Raw genomic sequence first — 20,768 nt, 5'->3', positions numbered from 1 at the left:
AAAGCGGCGGGAAAGCTTCAAACTTTCCCGCCGCTTTTGCGTTGGTGCCCGAGGTGGGACTCGAACCCACACTCCGAAGAACCTGATTTTGAGTCAGGCGCGTCTGCCAATTCCGCCACTCGGGCGTATCACGCATTTGTGCGTAACACCTTTAGAATTCTAACCCAGGCTGTCTAGAAAATCTAATCTATCTGACGTGTTGAGCAGGCTGAGGCGGGGTGCGGAACATCTACTGAGGGTTTCTGCTGTGCCTCTATGAGGGGGTAAGTCTGGAACCTGCCGCGCATTTGCTGAGGGGCGCGGGAGGGGACGTTGAGTATAAATCCTGGGCGTAAATCCTGAGCTCAGGGTGAACCGGCGCCACTTATCCACAGGTGGAGGCGGGAGAGAAAGCGCGCATCCTGTATCCTTAAAGACTGACTAACCATCCCCGTTCGCCTTCGCGGCTGGGGGCCACCTCAACGTTAAGAAAGTGATCACGGCTCGTGTTCAATTCTCTCTCCGACCGCTTGACGGCAACTTTTAAGAACCTGCGCGGCAAGGGCCGCCTCTCCGAGGCAGACATTGATGCAACCGTCCGCGAAATCCGCCGCGCCCTGCTCGACGCTGACGTCGCCGTCCCCGTGGTCCGCGAATTTACCGCCCACGTGAAGGAACGCGCTCTCGGTGCGGAAGTTTCCGAGGCGCTGAACCCCTCCCAGCAGATCGTCAAGATCGTGAACGAGGAGCTGGTGAGCATCCTCGGCGGTTCGACCCGCCGCATCAACATGGCGAAGAGCGGCCCGACCATCATCATGCTGGCGGGTCTGCAGGGTGCCGGTAAGACCACCCTGGCGGGCAAGCTGGCTCACTGGCTGAAGGGTCAGGGCCACACCCCGATGCTGATTGCATCCGACCTGCAGCGCCCCAACGCGGTGACCCAGCTGAAGGTCGTTGGTGAGCGTGCGGGCGTGCCCGTGTATGCGCCGCACCCCGGTGTGACCAGCGAGTTTGACGTACCCACCGGTGATCCCGTGCAGGTGGCACGTGACGGTGTGGCTGAGGCGCGTGCTAAGCTGCACGACGTGGTCATTGTCGATACTGCGGGTCGTCTGGGTGTTGACGCTGAGCTCATGCAGCAGGCGCGCGATATTCGTGACGCGATTGAGCCGCACGAAGTTCTGTTCGTCATCGACGCGATGATCGGTCAGGACGCCGTGAACACCGCTAACGCCTTCAACGAGGGTGTGGACTTCACCGGTGTGGTCCTGTCCAAGCTGGATGGTGACGCCCGCGGTGGTGCGGCACTGTCGGTGGCTTCGGTGACCGGCAAGCCGATTATGTTCGCGTCCACCGGTGAGAACGTCACTGACTTTGAGCAGTTCCACCCGGACCGTATGGCAAGCCGCATCCTGGACATGGGTGACATCCTGACTCTGATTGAGCAGGCCGAAGCTCAGTGGGATAAGGCTGAGGCCGACCGCATGGCGAAGAAGTTCATCGATCAGGAAGACTTCACTTTTGAGGACTTCCTGGCTCAGATGCAGCAGATTCGTAAGCTCGGCTCCATGAAGAAGCTGCTCATGATGATGCCCGGCGCGGCTCAGATGCGTCAGCAGCTCGAGGCCTTTGACGAGCGCGAGATTGACCGCGTGGAGGCGATTGTTCGCTCCATGACCCCGCACGAGCGCGTGGCTCCGCGCATCATTAACGGTTCTCGCCGTGCCCGTATCGCTAAGGGTGCGGGTGTGACCGTGTCTGAGGTGAACCAGCTGATGGAGCGTTTCGCTCAGGCTCAGAAGATGATGAAGAAGCTCGCTTCGGGCAAGATGCCCGGCATGCCCGGTGGTATGCAGATGCCCGGTATGGCAGCTGCGGCCGGTGGCGCTCGTAAAAACGCGAAGAACAACAACAAGAAGAAGAAGGCTCGCTCCGGCAACCCGCAGAAGCGTGCGGCGCAGGAGGCGGCAGCAGCTAAGGCGCAGCAGGCTCGCGCCGGTGCTGCATTCGGTCAGCAGGCTCAGAACCAGGAGATGGATCTGTCCAGCATGAACCTGCCGAAGGGCTTCGAGAAGTTCCTGCAGTAAGAGCAAATATGAGCCCCGGTAAGGGGTGGTACGGGTGCGCACGTGGTTACGGGGCGCACCCGTACCGGTATGGTGCCCGGTTTGGGCATATGAACGGGTGTGTGAAGGGAAGGTATCAATGGCTCAGAACGAGCAGAATTGGAATCGAGAGAACGCGGATGATCAGCTGAATGAGCAGGTCACGCCGTGGTCTCAGCGCGCCTTCGCTGATGATGCTGTAGAGGACCCTGCCGGCGAGTCTGCAGTTGAGTCTGTAGCTGAGCCTGTAGCTGAGGAGGGCTCGCTGGGCTTCTCCGATGCTCCCGCAGAGGGTAGCGAAGACGACCTTTCGGGCGACTTTGTGGACGGCGCTTCGGACGACTTTGCGGACGGCTTCGATAATGATTCGAGCAGCCTTCCCGGGTACATCCCCGTCTGGGCGCGTATCGCCCTCGAGTACGGGGAGCACTCCGCCGAACTGGCGGGCGACCTCGTCTACTCCAGCGAGAGTGACGACCCCGCCGTTGACGACGTTGCCGCAACCATCCTGAACCTCATTCGTGAAGCCCGCAGCATGCACGATGAGGTGAAGGCGGAAGACCCCGATAAGCAGCGCGCCTGGAACGACCGCACGAAGGTCGACCGCCTCGCTGCAGCCCTTGAGAACGAAGAGTGGACCGTCGATAAGCTCACCGGCATGTGGGATGAGGCCCCCGCACCTGCCGGAACCGGCGAATCGGATAGCCCCGAGTACCTGCGCGCCCAGGACGAGGAGCGCACCGCCGAGAAGCAGCGCAATGAGCGCATCGAGCAGACCATGGAGCTGGAGGAGAAGATTCAGCGCCGCCGCATCATGGCTCGTTCCACTACCGATGAGGAGCTGATTGCCGCCCTCATTGAGGCGACCGCCGCCTCCCCAGAGCTGATTGCCTACGAGATGGGTGAGCATCAGGTGCAGCTCTACGTGCTGTGCGCCGTGGATGATGAGGGCTACATGAACGTGCTGGAGGTCGCTGACGGCCATCTGCACCTGGGTACCCCCGTTGAGGATTACGTGGCGCAGCTGGTGGATCAGCTGCCGGTTACCGGTGCCGCCCTCGAGGGTGAGGCGACCGTGTGGGAGGATCTGCCCGGTGGGCAGGGTGAGCTGGAGTTCCTGGTGGATGGTGACGTCGCGATGCTCGTTGACCTGCCCATTGACATGATTACGGGGCTTCTTTTGGCGTACCTTCCTGCCGGTACTCGGCAGGTTGTTGCCGCGCCGGCGGGGGAATGGACCCTCATTTCTGCCGACCCGGTGGACCTGATGGCGCTGCTGGGCCTGCTGAACTGCAACGCCCTGATTGCTGAGGGTAACGCGAACCAGCAGCACCTGGTGGTCTATGAGGAGCCCGACCGCGAACCCTACTCGGATGAGGAATGGTACCTGGAGGCGTTCGGTGAACCCTACGAGAATATCGTGGAAGAGTTCACCTGGCAGCGTGTGCCTAAGCGCCTGAACCGTGCCCTCAGCCGCGAGGAAGTCGCACGTTTTGGCGGCGTGCTGGAGGACCTGCTCTCGGAGCTTCCCGGTAGCGCCCCGGAGCTGGCGGGTTCGAAGATTTTCGGTTCTGATGAGGATGAAATCGAGCAGGGTATCGCTAATGTCATGGCGATGTTTGGTGTGGAGGCTGATTCCATTACCGGCCGCCGCCTGAACGCGTACCTGCGCGATACGAGCAATATCCTGGCGCTGGAGTCGGTGCTGCAGCTACTGGACGTTCCTACCGAGCTGGCGCTGGTGCCGACCACCGGTTTTGATGTGGCGTCGATTAGCACGGCGCGCATCTTCGGCAATGAGGATGAGGGCTTCGCGCAGCCTGCGGCTGAACCTGCTGATGAAGCGCAGACTTCTGAAGCACTGGACGTTACCTTCCCGCTGGATGACTCCGCTGCCGAGGCTACTTTCTCCGAGAGCACCCCCGTAGAGGACGATTCCTTCGAAGATGACGAGGAGATTGAGCCCTACCCGGGTAACTTCCCCTCGCCCATGGAGCGTAGCTACCGACTGGTTGCGACCGGCCGCCGCGTGACCCTCGCCGAGTGGATGGACGCCATTAGCGAAGGCCATATTCCTTTCGAGTACACTCATATGTCTTTCCCGGAAGACGCTCTTGATGAGGAAGAAGACTTCCTGGACGCCGAGGCGTTTGATGACTTCGAGGGTCCCTATGAGCAGGACCGCGATTTCGAGAAGGACGATGCGCAGCCTACGGGGGGCAGGAATTTCACCCCGGAGGAAGAAGAAGCTGTTCTTGCCCATTTGAGGGCTGCCCTCGCACCGTACTCCAGCCAGTCTTCCGCATCGCAGGCTGAGGCGACCTCGGCTGAGGGTGCACAATCTGATGCCGCGGCGGGCGACGAACCTGCGCCGAACGCATCGCAGAATACCGAGCATCAGGCACCGGCATCCCAGGGCCCCGCACCGCAGAGTTCATCCACTCAGGGCCCCGCGCCTCGTTCGCGCCGCAAGCGCCTGACCCCGGAGCAGATTCGTGCGAAGACCCGCCGCGTGGGTCTTGTCCTGGGCGCGGATGTGACGGCTCAGAGCGCTATTGCCCTGACCTTGGCGAATGTGGCGCGCCGCCGCCGTGCGCAGGGTAAGGCGAGCCGTAAGTTCTCGGTGGCTGCCGCACTCTTTGCGCTGAATGCCACGGTTGAGACGGCTCTGATTCCGACGATTCTGCATTCTTTCGACGAGATGCAGCGGAAGAAGCATGCCCGCCCGGTTGCGGATGCTGAGCTGGTGCATCCGGGTGACACCGCAGGGGAGCAGCCCTCGACCAAGAAGCGCACTCTGATTGATGACCTACGCGAGGGTCACTACCGCACGGTGGAGGAGGCCGCCCCGTCCACGGAGCAAGCACCCTCTGGACTGCGTGAGCGTGCCCTGGGTATAGTGCGTAGCATCAGGCAGCGCGCTGCGAAGAAAACCGACCGCTAAAGGAAAGAAGCCATGAAGGATTCCTATCTGAGCGATGAAGAGCTGAAGGCTTTTATCGCGACCCTGCCTACGCGCCGTTTGGCGGCGGGCGCGCTGATTCGTAATGAGCGCGGCGAGATGCTGCTGGTGAAGCCGAACTATAAGGACGGCTGGATTCTTCCCGGCGGCACCGTGGAGGCTGGCGAGGCGCCCAAGCCCGGTTGTGAGCGTGAGATTGTGGAGGAGTTGGGCCTGGATGTGAAGCTGGGTCGTGTGTTGCTGATTTTCCACGGCTTGTCGCTGGGTGTGTGGGGCGATTCGACCTACTACATGTATGACGGCGGCGTGATTGCGGCGGATACGAAGATTACCCTGCAGGATGCTGAGCTGGTGACCTATGAGTGGGTTGCTCCGGAGAACCTGGAAGGCTACGTACGTCCGTCGATGGTGGAGCGTCTGCGTGAGTGCTACCGCGCCCTGGAGACGGGGGAGACTCTGGAGATGAGCAACCTCGACTCCTAGCCACATCAATTCCTAGCAACCTCGACTAGAGCTCATCGGTGAGGGCGCCGGGGCAGCTATTTGAGCCGAGTAACAGCCGAGTGACCGGGCACAGCCGGGCACATCACGGGAACAGAACGCTGTTTAAAAGTGATGTTCGGTGCCTTGAGCAATTATTTTTCCGTGTCGCTAGCTTAAAATCTTGGGCTCTGATACCCTAGCTGAGTACCCGGCGACGCGCGACCCCTCTCTTCGCGCGCCGTTGTGTCCATAGAGGCGCCGTGAATGGCCCGCCCCACGGGTGCTGAACCGTGTGCCTCGCACCAAATTATGAAACAGGAGTAACCACTAAAGTGGCTGTTAAGATTCGTCTCAAGCGTATGGGTAAGATCCGCGATCCTCGTTACCGCGTCGTGATCGCTGATTCGCGCGTCAAGCGCGACGGTAAGACCATCGAAGAGATCGGTATTTACCACCCGACCGAGCACCCCTCGCGTATCGAGATCAACTCTGAGCGTGCTCAGTACTGGCTCTCCGTCGGCGCACAGCCGACCGAGCAGGTTCTGGCTCTGCTGAAGCTCTCGGGCGACTGGGCTGCATTCAAGGGCGAGAAGGCAGAGTCCAAGGTTCTGCCCGTCGAGGCTAAGGCTGAGTTCGTTGTTCCCGAAAAGGGTTCCGTGATCCTGCCCGAGGCTATCACCCCCAAGGCTGAGAAGGCTGAAGAGGTTGCTGAGGAAGCAGCACCCGAGGCTGAGGCTGAGGAAGCAGCTGAGTAATTATGTTGGCTGACGCACTCGAACACCTGGTTCGAGGGATTGTCGATCGTCCGGAGGACGTGAAGGTGCGCCTGCGCACTCAGCGTCACCGTGAAACCCTTGAGGTTCGCGTGCATCCGGATGACCTGGGCCGAGTTATCGGCAGGTCTGGTCGTACCGCCAAGAGCATCCGTCTGGTGATGGACGCTATTTCTGATGGTGAGCCGATGCGTATCGACATTATCGACACCGACAAAAAGCGACGCTAGCTCGTAAACGCTTGAAGCCCCCGCTCCCGGAATTTTTCCGGAAGGCGGGGGCTTTCGCGTACCCGATTTCTCGGTCTGAGTTATCTGCGTGAGTTATCAGTGCGAGTTATCAGCATGAGTTATCCGTGCGAGCGCTCGCTCCGGCCGCCGTGGAGGCGGGGGAGAGGCAGCAGAGAGACGGCAGAATGCGCCCGTCCTAAGTGCCCGGTAGAATAGTGGGAGCCGTGCACGTGCACGGCGTAGGTTTTTAGCTTGTATCCAGCGGAGGAAAATTATGCAGGTTGTGGTGGCTCGTATCGGTAAGCCTCACGGTATTCGTGGTGAGGTGACGGTTCAGCTCTTTACTGATGCCCCGCAGGAGCGTTTTGCCCGCGGCGAGGTGCTCGGTATCGAGAATTTTAAGCCCGGCTCTGCTGCCGCTTCGGTGGCGCCTACCGGTGAGCTGACGGTTGCCGGTGCCCGCTGGAACAAGAAGATTCTGGTGGTCCGTTTTGATGAGGTGACTACCCGCAATCAGGCTGAGGAGCTGCGCGGTAGCCGCCTGGTTTACGAGGTTCCCGAGGATGAGGGCGATGAAGAGGGCTTCTACGAGCAGGAGCTGGTGAACCTGCCCGTGTACCTGCTGGCGGACGTTCCCGAGGGTGAGAGCCCCGTGGATAACCCGGCTGTGGGTAAGCCGCTGGGTAAGGTGACCGGTCTGCAGACCATGCCGGTTCAGGATTTGTTGCTGATTAAGCTGGCTCGTTCGCCGCGTCTTGCCTCCGGCGCGGGTGAAGAGATCATGATTCCTTTTGTTGAGGAGATTGTGCCCGAGGTGGTTCCCTCGACCGAGGATGAGCCCGGCTTTGTGCTGCTGACCCCTCCGGCGGGTTTGATTGACCTGGTCGAGGACGCTGAGCAGGATTCTGCGCAGGCGACCGAGCAGGCGGGGGAGTAGTCCGTGCGCTACGATGTGGTCACGATTTTCCCCGAGTATCTGGAGCCGCTGAAGCTGTCCCTGCTGGGTAAGGCACGCGAGAAGGGTCTGGTGGATCTGCACCTGCATGATTTGCGTGAGTACACGTTTGACCGTCACCGCACGGTGGATGACACTCCGTACGGCGGTGGCGCGGGCATGGTGATGAAGGCGGAGCCGTGGGGTTTGGCGCTGGATGAGGTGCTTGCCGCCTCCCCGCTAAACGCCGCTACCGAAGATGCGTCTGAGGGTGCCGAGTCTGAGGGCACTGGGCCCGCCGAACCCGCCGCTGATACCCGCCCGCTGCTGATTGTCCCGTCCCCGGCGGGTGCCGTTTTCGATCAGGCGATGGCGTATGAGCTGGCGGAGGAGAAGCATATTGTCTTCGCTCCGGCGCGCTACGAGGGCATTGACGAGCGTGTGCTGGACTGGGCGCAGGAGAGCTTCCGCGTGATGCCCGTGTCCCTGGGCGATTACGTGCTCTACGGTGGCGAGGTCGCGGTCATGGCGATGATTGAGGCTATCACCCGCCTGATTCCGGGCGCGATGGGTAACCCCGCCTCCCTGGAGGAGGAGTCGCACACGGGCGGTCTGCTGGAGTACCCGGTGTACACGAAGCCCGCCGTGTGGCGTGACCGTGAGGTGCCGGAGGTGCTGCTGTCGGGTAATCACGGTGCGATTGCGCGTTGGCGTCGTGACCGTCAGATTGAGCGCACCCTGGAGCGCCGCCCGGACCTGTTGGAGGCGTACCCGGTGGAGCAGTGGGATAAGAAGGACCGCCGTTTCTTGGCTGAGCGCGGGGTGCATTTTGCGAACCCGCCGAAGGCGGCTCAGAAGAAAGCAAAGAAGAGCCCCGCAGTGCAGGCTGATACCGCCGCTCAGGCGGATACCGCACCTCAGGGTGAATCTACTCAGCCCGATACCGCCCAGCCCGAGGCAAATTCCTAGGCCTCGAATAGGCGCTCGCGAGCGCCTCGTAATCCTCTGAATGGGGGTTAGCGTCATATAACTGTTAGTTGGCGCTGACCCCTATTTTTTGTGCCCGTGAACCGTTATTCTGAGGGTAACCTCGCTAAGAACATAGCCTATCTATAGGTGGCGCGAGGTGGTAATACGCTTTCATCGTTGAAAGCACGTACTCAACAGAAGGAGGACACATGTCCGTTGTTAAGGTTCACCGTCTTGCTGTCGTTGGCGACAACCAGGCTGAGCTGGAGAAGCGCTTCGCAGCTGCCCGCCACATCGCTGACTCTTTCCCCGGCTTTGAGGGTTTTGAGCTGTGGCGCCCCCTGGATGAGGGCGGCGACTACTTTGTGGTGACCCGCTGGGTTGATGAGGCAAGCCACGATGCGTACGCGGCGGCTCGTCGTGAGCGTGACCCGAATACTGTTGTCTCTCACGCTGATGGCACCATGAGCTTCGAGAAGGTGGAGTTCGACGACTAACATCTGTGTTTGTCTGCGTCTGACCGGATTTATGGCTGAAGCCCATGTGAGATAAAGAATTTATCTCATATAGTGAGGGGTCGCACTGACTTTTCTGAATATTGCTTTAAGTGGGTATTAGCCCATGTGGAGGCGGTATAAGGAAGGGTCAGCGTGGCCCCTCCTTGATTTTTCGGGGCATAAAATCTGCAGGTATTTCGTGGTTATTGGATATGTGGGTTCGGCGCTATAAAACACCTGAATTATGGTCAATAAATGCCCTCTATATCCTTCAATCCGAAAGTGACACTTTAATGCAAAAAGGTTATTATTGTTCCCGAGAGCACACTTCGTCCGTGCCGGTAGTTCGGGCGAGGACAGCGATCCCCTCTCGGCTACATCGCATGAGACAGCCGAGTCACTCAAGGGAATATTCAGCGCACCCGTGTGAGTACCTCCTCTGCATAGGAAGGTCTGGCAGGGGAGCCGACTCAACTATCACGTATTCACACAAGTGGTGCATGGTACTGGACCCCGCAATATATGGGATGGGAGCTTGGTGGTTCGAGCGTTCATCGTGGTTGATGACCCTCCCAGTCGCGGATAGAAAAGTGCTTTGCTTAGCGGGTGAGCGATTCGGTGGTCCGGACCGAGGCTCACCCGCTCCGCTATTTAATGACGAAAATTCTGGCGGATTATTCCCACCTGGTGGTTTTAGCCTAGTGCTTTTCGGGTACCGGGCGCTCGCGGAACTCGATGGGTCGCTTCGCCTTGGGTAACGAATACATGACGCGCAGGTACGCATCCTCGACCAGCTCTTCTAGCACCCGCTCGGTGACACCCTCACCGGCACCCACGGAAATCCAGTGCCTCTTATTCATGTGCCATGCCGGGATGATACTCGGGTAGATGCGCCGCAGCACCTCGGATTCTTCCGGGTCGGTTTTGAGGTTCACGATGGGGTAGCCGATACCCTCCGTGTACATGGCGAACATCTTGCCGCCGATGCGGTACACCGTGTGCTCGGGCCCGAACGGCTGGTCGGAGGTTGCCAGAGGCATGGCGAGCGCGAGGCGGTGCAGGGTCTGCTCCAGGTTCTCGGGTCGCAGAAGTTTGGGGGAGGGGTTTGTGCTCATAGCTTCGAGTCTAGTGCCCCGCACGGTACCCCGCCTAGCACGCAACCTAAAACTCTCGTACTGCCCGGCAAATCCACGCTAAAATAGGTAACTATGGCTGAATTTATTTATCAGATGATCAAGGCCCGCAAGACTGTGGGCGACAAGGTCATCCTTAACGACGTGACGATGTCGTTCTTCCCCGGCGCCAAGATCGGTATGGTTGGTCCGAACGGTGCGGGTAAGTCGACCATCCTGAAGATCATGGCTGGCCTCGACCAGCCCTCCAACGGTGAGGCGCGCCTGACCGCAGGCTACACCGTGGGCATCCTCCTGCAGGAGCCGCCGCTGAACGAAGAGAAGACCGTTCTGGGCAACGTTGAAGAAGGCGTGGGCGAAATCAAGTCCAAGCTGGACCGCTTCAACGAAATCTCCGCCCTCATGGCTGAGCCCGACGCTGACTTCGACGCCCTCATGGAAGAAATGGGTCAGCTGCAGGAAGCTATCGACGCCGCTAACGCATGGGACCTCGACTCCCAGCTGGAGCAGGCAATGGAGGCGCTGCGCTGCCCGCCCGCTGACATGCCCGTCACCCACCTCTCCGGTGGTGAGCGCCGCCGCGTGGCACTGTGCAAGCTGCTGCTGCAGAAGCCCGACCTGCTGCTGCTCGACGAGCCCACTAACCACCTGGACGCAGAGTCCGTGCTCTGGCTGGAGCAGCACCTGCAGTCCTACGAAGGTGCCGTCATCGCGATTACCCACGACCGTTACTTCCTCGACCACGTGGCAGAATGGATCGCCGAGGTTGACCGCGGTAACCTGTACCCCTACGAGGGTAACTACTCCACCTACCTGGAGAAGAAGCGCGCCCGCCTCGAAGTTCAGGGCAAGAAGGACGCTAAGCTCGCTAAGCGCCTGAGCGAGGAACTGGACTGGGTCCGCTCCAACGCTAAGGGCCGCCAGGCTAAGTCGAAGGCTCGTCTGGCACGCTACGAGGAGATGGCTGCGGAGGCTGAGAAGACCCGCAAGCTTGACTTCGAAGAGATTCAGATTCCTCCGGGACCCCGCCTGGGTAACGTCGTTATTGAGGCTGAGAACCTGCAGAAGGGCTTCGACGGCCGTTCCCTGATTAACGGCCTGTCCTTCTCCCTGCCCCGTAACGGCATTGTCGGTGTGATTGGTCCTAACGGTGTGGGTAAGTCCACCCTGTTCAAGACCATCGTTGGCCTGGAGCCCCTCGACGGCGGCGAGCTGAAGGTCGGCGAGACCGTGAAGATCTCGTACGTTGACCAGAACCGCGCGAACATCGACCCGGAGAAGAGCCTCTGGGAGGTCGTCTCTGACGGTCTGGACTACATCCAGGTCGGCAACGTTGAAATGCCTTCGCGTGCGTACGTTTCCGCGTTCGGCTTCAAGGGCCCGGACCAGCAGAAGAAGGCGGGTGTGCTCTCCGGTGGTGAGCGCAACCGCCTGAACCTGGCGCTGACCCTCAAGCAGGGTGGTAACCTGCTGCTGCTCGATGAGCCCACTAACGACCTGGACGTTGAGACCCTCGCATCCCTGGAAAATGCGCTGCTGGAATTCCCCGGCTGCGCCGTGGTCGTCTCTCACGACCGTTGGTTCCTGGACCGCGTGGCAACCCATATCCTGGCGTGGGAGGGCACCGACGAGAACCCGGATCAGTGGTACTGGTTCGAGGGTAACTTCGAGTCCTACGAGAAGAACAAGATTGAGCGCCTCGGCCCCGAGGCCGCCAAGCCGCACCGCGTGGTGCACCGCAAGCTGACCCGATAGGGTTTAGTTCGGTAGCGAGCCCCGCCTCCTGCGCTGTTGAAGCGTGGGGAGGCGGGGCTTTGCTGTGCCCGCTAGATGCCATATGCGCTGGATGCCGTACGCGCTGTGTGTACTGGATGCTGCGCGCGTTGGCTGCTGTATGTGCTGGCGAGGGGAGGGTCGCGTGTTCGCCGGTAGAAATAGTTCGCTCAGTGGCGACCGATATATCGTGGCGGACTTCATATTTACGGTTTATAATGGGTATGTGCGTAAGTACAACTGACACATGTGATTACGAAGAGAAGAGCATTATGCTTTCAAAATATAACTGGATGTCCTTGGTTACCGGTCTGTTGCTGATTGCAGCGGCAATCTACATGTTCGCCAATCCCGCTATTCCGCTGGTAGTTCTGGGTTATGTGTTCTCCATTTCGGTGTGGCTTGGTGGCGTGTTTGAACTGGTACGTTACTTCGGCACGCCAAAGCAGGCACGTACCGGCTGGGACCTGGTTGACGGCATCTTGACCGTGGTGGCTGGCCTGATTCTGCTGACTGCCTCGGTGGGTGCACAGGCAACCTTCATCCCGACCATTGTGGGTACGTGGATGATTATGTGGGCGCTGATTCGTCTGATGACTGCCCAGGGCATGAAATACCTGAGCTACGCCGCCGGACGCCACCTGCAGCTCTCTGCTATTGGTACCCTTATTCTGGGCTTGCTCGTGGTGCTGTTCCCGATAATCTACGGCGTGGCGGCAGTATGGATGGCAGCACTGGGTCTTCTGGTGACCGGTCTGGTATTCGTGGGTGACTTCTTTGTTTCCCGCCGCACCAAGAGCACCGTGCACATTTCCCCGGACGGTGTGATTGACGGCGAAGCTAAATAAGAGCTTCCAAACGGCTTCTAGACCGTACACTAGAACATAAGAAAGACCGTGTGAGACAACCACCTCACACGGTCTTTCTGTATGCTCTGCCAGGTTCGCCTGACGCCTTCCGGTAGTCCTAGCGGTGCTCTGCTTTATCGATATTCCGGCAGGCGGAACATCATTTCCTGCGCCACGGTCGCCACCAGCTCACCGGAACGATTGAAAATCGAACCCTGCGCGAGCATCCTGCCGCCCTGCGCGCTCGGGGAATCCAGCACGTACAGCAGCCACTCGTCGGCGCGCGCCGGGCGGTGGAACCACATCGCGTGATCCAGCGAGGCGCTCTTGAGGCCCGGTTCCAGCCAGAACTTGCCGTGACGACGCAGAGCAGGCTCCAGCGGCAGGTAATCCGAAGCGTAGGCGATAGCGGCGCGGTGCTCCGCCTCCGACGCCTCAGAACCATCAGCATGCACCAGGCGGTCAAAGGTCTTGAACCACACGCAGGCACGCGGCTGTGTCGAGGAGGCATCCGGCTGAGTGTACAGGGGCGCATCCACGTGGCGCATATCAATCGGACGTTCCCACGCTACCGCCTGTGCAATGGGGTGGGGGAGCTGGCCCAGATAATCGCTGACCTTCGGAAGGGACTCGGGGTCCGGAACCTCCGGCATGGTGACCGCGGTGTGCTCCGGGCCGCGGCTATCCGCCTGGAAAGACATAATTGCAGAGAACATGGGCGCCTCATCCTGGAACACCTGCACGCGGCGGGTCGAGAAGGAACGGCTATCGTTCAGGCGCTGAGTGGCGAAGAACAGTTCACGCTCAATATCGCCGGGACGCAGAAAATAGGCGTGAATCGAGTGGATGTCCTTGCCCTCCACCGTGCGGTCGGCGGCAATAATCGACTGGGCAAGAACCTGACCACCGAAAGTACGCGGCTGCTCGCGGGTGAGCGTCACGCCGGTAGACACTTCATCACTACCGAAGGAGGCGGGCGCCGCCTCCACGGGGGAGAGGTCCAGCATCCGCATGAGGTTTTGGGTCACAGTGGGCTTGGTCATGGTTTTATTCTCGCACGTTTTCAATGAGCCGGTTTCTGGCGTAGAGTGGGAGAGCATACTCTGAGACAACCACGACAGGTTGATTCGGAACATTGACTAGGAACAACGGCCCGGATTATCGATCTGGATGAACAATCCGGAACGTTCCCCTAACACACCATCGCATATATCACCCACCAACTTGCCACCGAGCAGGCCAACGCCGAAAAGGAGCAGAAATGACTACGCCGTCTGAAACCACCCCTGACAATACCCCCGTGCAGGAGAACGCTCCCGAACAGAACAGCGCACCGAACGCGGCAGCACCTATTGAGCTCAAGTACAACCCCCACGAAGGCGTGGAGGAGCCCTACCTGATTCTGCCCGGCGGTGCCCAGGGTGCCGCAGTCGTCAAGGATCTTGCCACCTACATTTCTCGTGCTCTGGCGGTCAACCCGGATGCGGCTATCCGCCTGACCGCGCGCGGCCGCGTGGTGGCGGTATTCGCCTGCTCCCTGGAGCCGGAGGACGCCTCCTCAGACACCCCGGTCATCATGGGTCTGCGCGCCCTGCACCTGTTGGCTGACTCCACCCTGGACATGACCGTACAGGCGCAGGCGCTGCTGGACCGCCTGGCGCGTCTGCAGAAGCAGGCAGAAGAACAGGTCAACGAAGAGAACCCGCAGCTGGTGCTGTTCATGCCGCCGGTGACCGTCAACGCCAGCTGGGCTGGCAAGTCAGCCCCGCTCAGCGGCTGGTACGAGGTTGGTGCCGTCCCGGTTGAAGAATTCCACCGCGCCACCGCAGAAGGCCTGGAGGCGGTAGAACGCGCCCTGCCCGAGAACCCCGGTGCCGCTGTGCTTTCCACGGTGCGCTCGCGTATTTGGTCCTCCGACATGGTGCTCGAGTACCTACCCGAGTTCGATACCGTGCTAGTACCGACCGGCGCGGCATTCGCCCTGCGCGTGTTCGGTTTCATCCCGGAAGGCTTCACGGGCGATCTGCCGCTGTTCGCTGCGCACGTAGGTTCGGAGGAGTGGCTGCGCATTGTGGCGCCCGCCGGTATGGTGCTGGTGCGCCGCGGTTCCGGTTCGCTGCTCTAACTTTCCTCGAGACATTTCTAGACTTTTTACGCTGGTGGTGTGGGCTCTTAGCCTGCGCCACCAGCGGTTTTTCTAGGGGCAATGAAATAAAGATGACGAGCTTAATATGACGCTCGATGAGGCATTACTTTACAAAAATAGGGTATTCTAGAGAGACTACGCCCTTTCACCGGGGCGTCTTTGACACACCGATTACCAGCCACACCGCACGGGAACTCTTCCGCCGCGCCCTCACCAGGCGCATTCTTCCCGTACGGATCGAAAGTGAGACCTATATGGATCTGATTGCAGTCGACATTGACGGTACCCTTGCCAGCAACCGAGATCAGATGGACAAGTACCTGACCGGTTTCTTCGCAAGCAACCGCCGATTCTTCAAGGCCATCCGCAACGCCACGGTCAATGTTGAAGTTGCCGACCGTGTTCGCGAAATCGCGGCAGACACCGGCGCAGAGGTCGTAGTAATTACCGGCCGCGATGGCACCTACATGAAGGAATTGAACCAGTTCATCGCCCGCGCAGGTCTGGAACCCAAGCACGTGTTCGCTAAGCCCGGCAACGACGGCTCCAACAGCCCCGCATGGAAGGACTCCGTCATTGAGTCCCTGATTGCTGACGGCAACCGCATTATCCACGCTTTTGAAGACACCGACCACGAGGTGTACCTGCGCCGCGGCATTCCCGTCACCTGGGTCGCCCCGATTCGCGACTACATTGGCGAATGGCACTACGAGTCGATCGACATTGACCCGGTCGCCTGGGCTGCCGAGCAGCGTGAGAAGGAAGCCGCTCGTGAGCGTCAGAAGCGTCGCCTTGCGGAGGGCGTGCTCGCACACCAGAAGGCCGAGGCGAAGGAACGCCAGGCAAACGTCGCGGCATAAAACCCGCACACCAACTTGAGAGCTGCGGTGGGTAACCCACTCAAACGAATGAGGCGCCGGAAGGATTCAATCCTCCCGGCGCCTCATTCTAATGCTATATGCGTTGATCGAAGCTGATGTACTCGGCTGATTACACAGTTAGTTTACGCGGTGCCGAGCAGTTCACGCAGACGAGTCGCAAAGGGGCCCGCCAGCTTATGGTGCGCCTTCTCCTTCAGATGCACGCCATCAGCCATGTCACCCTCAGCCAGGTAGAGGCTCTGCCAGCCCGAGGTGTCCATGAACAGCACGCCGGTCTCGCGGGCACCCTGCCTTGCCACCTCGTTTGCCACGTGACGCTTATGCGCCACCTGCTTATCCGGTGCAGACGCCTCATCCATAGACACCACACCACCGAACACAATCTTCGACGACGGGTACATACGTCGCAGCTGCTCAATGACCTGAGTCTGGTGAGCGTTCACGTGCTCGCGCGCCTTCGTCTCATCCTCGTGAATGTAAATGTCATTGCCGGAGGCGTCCAGGTAAATCACGCCGGGGTTACCGCTCGGCAGAGCCCAACGGCCACCCATCACACCCTGATAGTAGGAGGGGCACACACCCTCGCGGGCAGTCACAAAACCGATGCCGCCGCAACGGAACAGGTACGGGACGAAACCAGCCTGCTTCAGACCCAAACCAACCCAGGAGGTTGCGGTCACCTGCGAGTCACCAATCACCAGGGCATCCTTAGCGCCAAGAACATTGGTGTTACGCGGCAGACCGTTCGCCTTATCCCAGTAGAGTTCAGCCTTCTCAAACTTGGTGTACAGAACGCCCTTCTTGGATCGCCAGCTCACCGGCAGACCCTCCCAACCGGCAAAGTCGCTGTACCCACGCTGCTTCCACCAGTGCTCGTAGACGCCGGATTCCACCGCAACCGGACCGTACTTGGGGGTGTACATGACCACGCCACCCTTGAACTGCTGAACCAGCATGTCGGCGGCATCAGCGGAGGCGGGGAACGGCGCCTGAATCTCACCGGTTGCCTGCGCACCCTCCTTGCCGAAGGCGTTCTGCGCGGTGCGTTCCATCTTCTGCGCCGGGGTGGTCGGTTCCGGAGTCGGCTCGGGGGAGGGGGACTCGCTGGGGCTTTCCTGGGCCGACTGGGTAGGCTCGGCGCCCGTAGCAGCGGTAGCGGCGGTGCTACCGGGTGCGGTGAAGCCTCCTGCGGAGTACATGCCAAAGGAACCGGCGGCAACCACAGCAAGGATTGTGCCGGTCAGAGAAACTTTCGCGATAGGAGACTTGATAGAAGGCATGCACAACAGTATACGATAGGCGCAACCCCAAGTAGAGAGCTTTTGAGGGATATTCAAATGAAAATAACAAAAAATATGCACCGCAGTGACAATATTTTAGACTCGGTATGCAAACCGGTGTGCGACTTGGGGCGCAACTCAAAATAGAACCGGCATACCCCCCATATAGAAACGTCCCCTCCCACCCCGAATCGGGGTAGAAGGGGACGAATAAAAACCTATGAGCAAAAACCCATGAGAGCAGGTGGCGAACCCGCCTCAGCTCACAAGCATTGTTAAATGTCAGCCGCCTGAACCTTCAGCGCACGAGCCACGCCGTCGCGTGCCTCCGCAATCTGACGGTACAGAGCCGCAGCATCCTCAGGCAGAGATGCCAGGTACGCCTCGGTACGCTCCAGCAGCTCAGCGGTCGGCTCGCTCGGGTACATGCCACCAATAATCTGCATGGAAATCTCGTGCGAACGCGAACGCCAAATACCCTCAATCTGCTCGAAGTACGGCTCATTGTACTGGGCAATCAGCTCGGGCTTGCCGGACTTGAAACCGGAAATAGCGTAACGCTGAATCATGTTCGACAGCTCGCCGGTCACCATGATCTTGTTCCAGTACTCAGCCTTAGCCTCCGCGGTCGGAATCGACGCGTATGCCTGAGCGGCGTACTGCTGACCGTTCGCGGTGTTGTCGTTCTCCAGCTCCGCAGCAATCTGCTCGGCGGAGAAACGGCCACCGGTAGCCAGGCGGCACACCAGGTTCCAACGCAGGTCAGCGTCAATATCCAGGCCCTCAAGGGTCAGCTCACCCTCGAAGAGACGCTGCACGTTGTCGTACTGCTCCTCGGTGCGGGTCTGGTTGATGAACGCCTGCAGCAGCTGCAGCTGAGCATCCGAGTCGGGCTCTGCAACGCATGCCAGCTCCCACAGACGGTCAGCGGCACGGTGGCGGGTCTCCTCGCGAGCCTCAGGAGCCACGAAGGAGTGCAGAGTAGCGGACAGGTTGTTGATCTGGGTGCGCAGAGCGGTGGAGTTGGTCTCCTTACCGATGTTGTTCAGCACCAGGTCAACGTACTTACGTGCCGGCATCTGAGCGTCACGCACAGTATCCCAGAGCGAACCCCAGACCACGCCGCGAGCCACGGACGAATCAATGTCGCCCAGGTGCTTGATAGCGGTCTCGATGGAACGCTCATCCAGGCGAATCTTAGCGTACGCCAGGTCCTCATCGTTCAGCAGCAGCAGGTCGGGGCGCTTCTTGCCGATAGCCTCCTCAACCACGGTCAGCTCGCCGTCAATGTCCAGCTCGATGCGGTCGGTGCGGGTCAGCTTACCGTCCACCAGGTTGTAGAAACCAATTACCGCACGGTGCGGGCGCAGAGTCTCGAAGCCCTCAGCGTAGGACTGGCGAATACCCAGCGAAGAGATGTTGCCCGCCTCGTCGTTCTCAATCTCAACGGCGAGAGTGTTAACACCAGCGGTCTCAAGCCACTTAGCGCTCCACGCACGCACGTCACGGCCGGAGGTGCGCTCCAGCTCAACCAGCAGGTCGTCCAGAACGGTGTTGCCCCAGCTGTGCTTGTCGAAGTACACCTTCAGAGCGGCCATGAAGTTCTCCTGGCCAACCCACGCCACCATCTGACGCAGCACCGAAGCGCCCTTCGCATAGGTGATGCCGTCGAAGTTCACCTGAACGTCGGCAAGGTCACGGATCTCAGCCACAATCGGGTGGGTCGAAGACAGCTGATCCTGACGGTACGCCCAGGTCTTCTCCGATGCGGCGAAGGTAGCCCACGCCTCCTTCGCGTAGCGGGTGTTCTCCGCAGCAGCCAGGGTCGACATGAACTCAGCGAAGGACTCGTTCAGCCACAGGTCGTTCCACCACTTCATGGTGACCAGGTCGCCGAACCACATGTGAGCCAGCTCGTGCAGAACGGTGATAGCGCGGCGCTCACGCAGAGCCTCCGCAACCTTGGAGCGGAAGACGTAAGTCTCCAGGTAGGTCACGCAGCCAGCGTTTTCCATCGCACCGGCGTTGAACTCGGGCACGAACAGCTGATCGTACTTCTCGAACGGGTACGGGGTCTTGAACTGCTCCTCGTAGAACTCGAAGCCCTGACGGGTCAGCTCAAACATGTCCTCAGCATCCACAAACGGCATGAGGGACTTACGAGCGTACACACCCAGCGGAATCACGCGACCCTCAGAGTTAGTCAGCTCGCTGGTGACCTTCTCGTAGGGGCCAGCCACAATCGCGGTAATGTACGAAGACATGCGCGGGGTCGGCTTGAAGAACCAAGTCTTCGCACGGCCGCAACCGCACTCCTTCTCCTCAACCTTCACCTCGGGCTGGTTAGACACAACCACCCAGTGCGAGGGAACGCGCACAATAAACTCGAACTCAGCCTTCAGGTCGGGCTGCTCAAAGACGGGGAACACGCGGCGGGAGTCCGGCACCTCAAACTGGGAGTACAGGTACACTTCGCCGTCGGCGGGGTCCACGAAACGGTGCAGACCCTCACCGGTGTTGGTGTAGAACATCTCTGCGTCAATGACCAGGGTGTTCTCAGCAGCAAGGTTCGGCAGCTGGATGCGCTCGCCGTCCGCCAGGTCGGTGCTCAGCTCTTCGCCGTTGAGGTTAATGGACTTGACCGAGGAGGTGATGGCGTCAATGAAGGTGGAGGCACCTTCCTGAGCGTCGAAGCGAATCTCAACCTTCGAGGAGAAGACGTCTTTGTCCTTCGGCAGGTCAAGTTCAATACGGTACGAGTGCACGCGCTTAATAATGGATGCGCGTTCGATTGCCTCGTTGCGGGTTAGGTTCAGGCCGGGCATACAGCTCCCTCTCCTTAGATGTGAATAGCGTGCCGTGGTGACACGCCCTGTCATGGTGCGCTGGTTCCCGAGGTGCGCGGCTCCTGCGACGCTGCATATGTAGCGCTGGAGGCGTTCAAGTTTGGGCACGGCGAATCGGGACACCAAAAAGTGCCATACCCCACAGTCTACCGTATAGCTGGGGATCTGGAAGGCTCCCCATTACCCGAACCCGCGCGAATTCGATACAGTTAAGACAGAAAAAACCCAAACGGGGAGCGTATCCCACCTGATGGATGCGCGGCGCACTCTAGCAACGGCGCTCAGAACTGAGAACCGGCGCCTCCCACGAACGCACAAACGCACGTCACACCAAATCACCAGGAGAGTACCATGCGCGTACACATCGCAACCGACCACGCTGGCCTCGAACTGAGCCACTACCTGATTGAGTCCCTCACCGCTGCGGGCTACGAGATGATTGACCACGGCCCTGCTGACTACGACCCGCTGGACGACTACCCTTCGTTCTGCATTAACGCAGCCCTTGGCGTGAAGCGTGACCGCGAGGCTGGTCTGGACTCCCTGGGTATTGTGCTGGGCGGTAGCGGCAACGGCGAGCAGATGGCTGCGAACAAGGTTGATGGTATCCGTGCGGCTCTGGCATGGAACCACGACACCGCGGCACTGGCTCGTGAGCACAACAACGCACAGGTTGTAGCTGTGGGCGGCCGCCAGCACAGCAAGGAAGAAGCACTGGAAATCATCAAGGTCTTCCTGGCTACCCCCTGGACCAACGAGGAGCGTCACGCACGCCGTATCGGTCAGCTGGCTGAGTACGAGCAGACCGGCGACATTGCCGGCAAGCAGATTGACGCTGCCTAAGCTCTAAAAATATGAGGCGCATAGTGCAGGCTATGCGCCTCAGTCGTCTCTGCACCCCATATAATCCGCACTATATTCTAGCCGAC

General features: G+C 59.9%; 17 protein-coding genes and 1 tRNA gene. 13 read left to right on the top strand and 5 right to left on the bottom strand.

Annotated elements, in window-relative coordinates; genetic code table 11:
• Nucleotides 1-42 precede the first annotated feature (42 nt).
• Nucleotides 43-125, bottom strand: a tRNA-Leu gene (locus HMPREF2749_RS03190).
• 360 nt (nucleotides 126-485) lie between these two features.
• On the opposite strand from HMPREF2749_RS03190, the gene ffh reads away from it, so the two are divergent.
• From ffh to HMPREF2749_RS03150, 8 genes are all read left to right on the top strand, one after another.
• Entirely contained in the window at nucleotides 486-2,066 is a 1,581-nt protein-coding gene (gene ffh / locus HMPREF2749_RS03185; protein ID WP_070593408.1) for a signal recognition particle protein, read from the top strand.
• Nucleotides 2,067-2,184: 118 nt separating this feature from the next.
• Nucleotides 2,185-5,028: a hypothetical protein gene (locus tag HMPREF2749_RS03180; RefSeq protein ID WP_070593407.1), complete on the top strand. Its 2,844-nt coding sequence runs from the start codon at nucleotides 2,185-2,187 to the stop codon at nucleotides 5,026-5,028.
• A 12-nt stretch (nucleotides 5,029-5,040) separates the two neighbouring features.
• Entirely contained in the window at nucleotides 5,041-5,529 is a 489-nt protein-coding gene (locus HMPREF2749_RS03175; protein ID WP_005505687.1) for an NUDIX domain-containing protein, read from the top strand.
• Between the two features lie 332 nt (nucleotides 5,530-5,861).
• On the top strand, nucleotides 5,862-6,284 hold the full coding sequence (gene rpsP, locus HMPREF2749_RS03170; protein WP_049342092.1) for a 30S ribosomal protein S16: 423 nt from the start codon (nucleotides 5,862-5,864) through the stop codon (nucleotides 6,282-6,284).
• A gap of 2 nt (nucleotides 6,285-6,286) precedes the next feature.
• Complete coding sequence (locus HMPREF2749_RS03165; protein WP_005505691.1) at nucleotides 6,287-6,532, top strand: RNA-binding protein; 246 nt, start codon at nucleotides 6,287-6,289, stop codon at nucleotides 6,530-6,532.
• A 274-nt stretch (nucleotides 6,533-6,806) separates the two neighbouring features.
• Complete coding sequence (gene rimM, locus HMPREF2749_RS03160) at nucleotides 6,807-7,469, top strand: ribosome maturation factor RimM (RefSeq protein WP_005505693.1); 663 nt, start codon at nucleotides 6,807-6,809, stop codon at nucleotides 7,467-7,469.
• 3 nt (nucleotides 7,470-7,472) lie between these two features.
• On the top strand, nucleotides 7,473-8,435 hold the full coding sequence (gene trmD / locus HMPREF2749_RS03155) for a tRNA (guanosine(37)-N1)-methyltransferase TrmD (RefSeq protein WP_070593406.1): 963 nt from the start codon (nucleotides 7,473-7,475) through the stop codon (nucleotides 8,433-8,435).
• Nucleotides 8,436-8,644: 209 nt separating this feature from the next.
• A complete protein-coding gene (locus tag HMPREF2749_RS03150) occupies nucleotides 8,645-8,932 on the top strand; it encodes an antibiotic biosynthesis monooxygenase family protein (protein ID WP_012903365.1) in 288 nt (95 codons plus the stop codon).
• A gap of 698 nt (nucleotides 8,933-9,630) precedes the next feature.
• On the opposite strand, the gene HMPREF2749_RS03145 is transcribed toward HMPREF2749_RS03150, so the two are convergent.
• Nucleotides 9,631-10,047 (bottom strand): MmcQ/YjbR family DNA-binding protein, encoded by a 417-nt coding sequence (locus HMPREF2749_RS03145; RefSeq protein ID WP_070593405.1) that lies wholly within the window; start codon nucleotides 10,045-10,047, stop codon nucleotides 9,631-9,633.
• A 93-nt stretch (nucleotides 10,048-10,140) separates the two neighbouring features.
• Between HMPREF2749_RS03145 and ettA the strand changes: the two genes are divergently transcribed.
• Nucleotides 10,141-11,820 carry an energy-dependent translational throttle protein EttA gene (gene ettA / locus HMPREF2749_RS03140; RefSeq protein ID WP_049345637.1) on the top strand — a complete coding sequence of 560 codons (1,680 nt, stop codon included), beginning with the start codon at nucleotides 10,141-10,143 and terminating at the stop codon, nucleotides 11,818-11,820.
• A 290-nt stretch (nucleotides 11,821-12,110) separates the two neighbouring features.
• A complete protein-coding gene (locus tag HMPREF2749_RS03135; protein ID WP_141747357.1) occupies nucleotides 12,111-12,686 on the top strand; it encodes an HdeD family acid-resistance protein in 576 nt (191 codons plus the stop codon).
• A 134-nt stretch (nucleotides 12,687-12,820) separates the two neighbouring features.
• Here HMPREF2749_RS03135 and HMPREF2749_RS03130 read toward each other — a convergent pair whose 3' ends face one another.
• On the bottom strand, nucleotides 12,821-13,729 hold the full coding sequence (locus HMPREF2749_RS03130) for an acyl-CoA thioesterase (protein WP_049342090.1): 909 nt from the start codon (nucleotides 13,727-13,729) through the stop codon (nucleotides 12,821-12,823).
• A gap of 218 nt (nucleotides 13,730-13,947) precedes the next feature.
• Between HMPREF2749_RS03130 and HMPREF2749_RS03125 the strand changes: the two genes are divergently transcribed.
• Together HMPREF2749_RS03125 and HMPREF2749_RS03120 are read left to right on the top strand one after the other, a co-directional pair.
• Complete coding sequence (locus HMPREF2749_RS03125) at nucleotides 13,948-14,811, top strand: DUF8185 domain-containing protein (RefSeq protein WP_070593404.1); 864 nt, start codon at nucleotides 13,948-13,950, stop codon at nucleotides 14,809-14,811.
• Between the two features lie 275 nt (nucleotides 14,812-15,086).
• Nucleotides 15,087-15,692: a phosphatase domain-containing protein gene (locus HMPREF2749_RS03120; RefSeq protein ID WP_049349092.1), complete on the top strand. Its 606-nt coding sequence runs from the start codon at nucleotides 15,087-15,089 to the stop codon at nucleotides 15,690-15,692.
• A gap of 143 nt (nucleotides 15,693-15,835) precedes the next feature.
• Here the strand turns inward: HMPREF2749_RS03120 and HMPREF2749_RS03115 are convergent, their stop codons facing one another.
• The gene (locus HMPREF2749_RS03115; protein ID WP_246823492.1) at nucleotides 15,836-16,993 is read right to left on the bottom strand and encodes an SGNH/GDSL hydrolase family protein; all 1,158 of its coding nucleotides are present in this window, start codon (nucleotides 16,991-16,993) and stop codon (nucleotides 15,836-15,838) included.
• A gap of 275 nt (nucleotides 16,994-17,268) precedes the next feature.
• On the bottom strand, nucleotides 17,269-19,818 hold the full coding sequence (gene pepN / locus HMPREF2749_RS03110) for an aminopeptidase N (RefSeq protein ID WP_070593403.1): 2,550 nt from the start codon (nucleotides 19,816-19,818) through the stop codon (nucleotides 17,269-17,271).
• A 372-nt stretch (nucleotides 19,819-20,190) separates the two neighbouring features.
• Here pepN and HMPREF2749_RS03105 point away from each other — a divergent pair, with 372 nt between their 5' ends.
• Complete coding sequence (locus tag HMPREF2749_RS03105; RefSeq protein ID WP_005505713.1) at nucleotides 20,191-20,682, top strand: ribose-5-phosphate isomerase; 492 nt, start codon at nucleotides 20,191-20,193, stop codon at nucleotides 20,680-20,682.
• Nucleotides 20,683-20,768: the final 86 nt, after the last annotated feature.

Origin of the sequence: Rothia sp. HMSC075F09 (assembly GCF_001810515.1) — a bacterium.
In the GTDB taxonomy this organism is placed as follows: Bacteria; Actinomycetota; Actinomycetes; order Actinomycetales; family Micrococcaceae; genus Rothia.
This window is presented reverse-complemented; position numbering and strand designations above follow the sequence as displayed.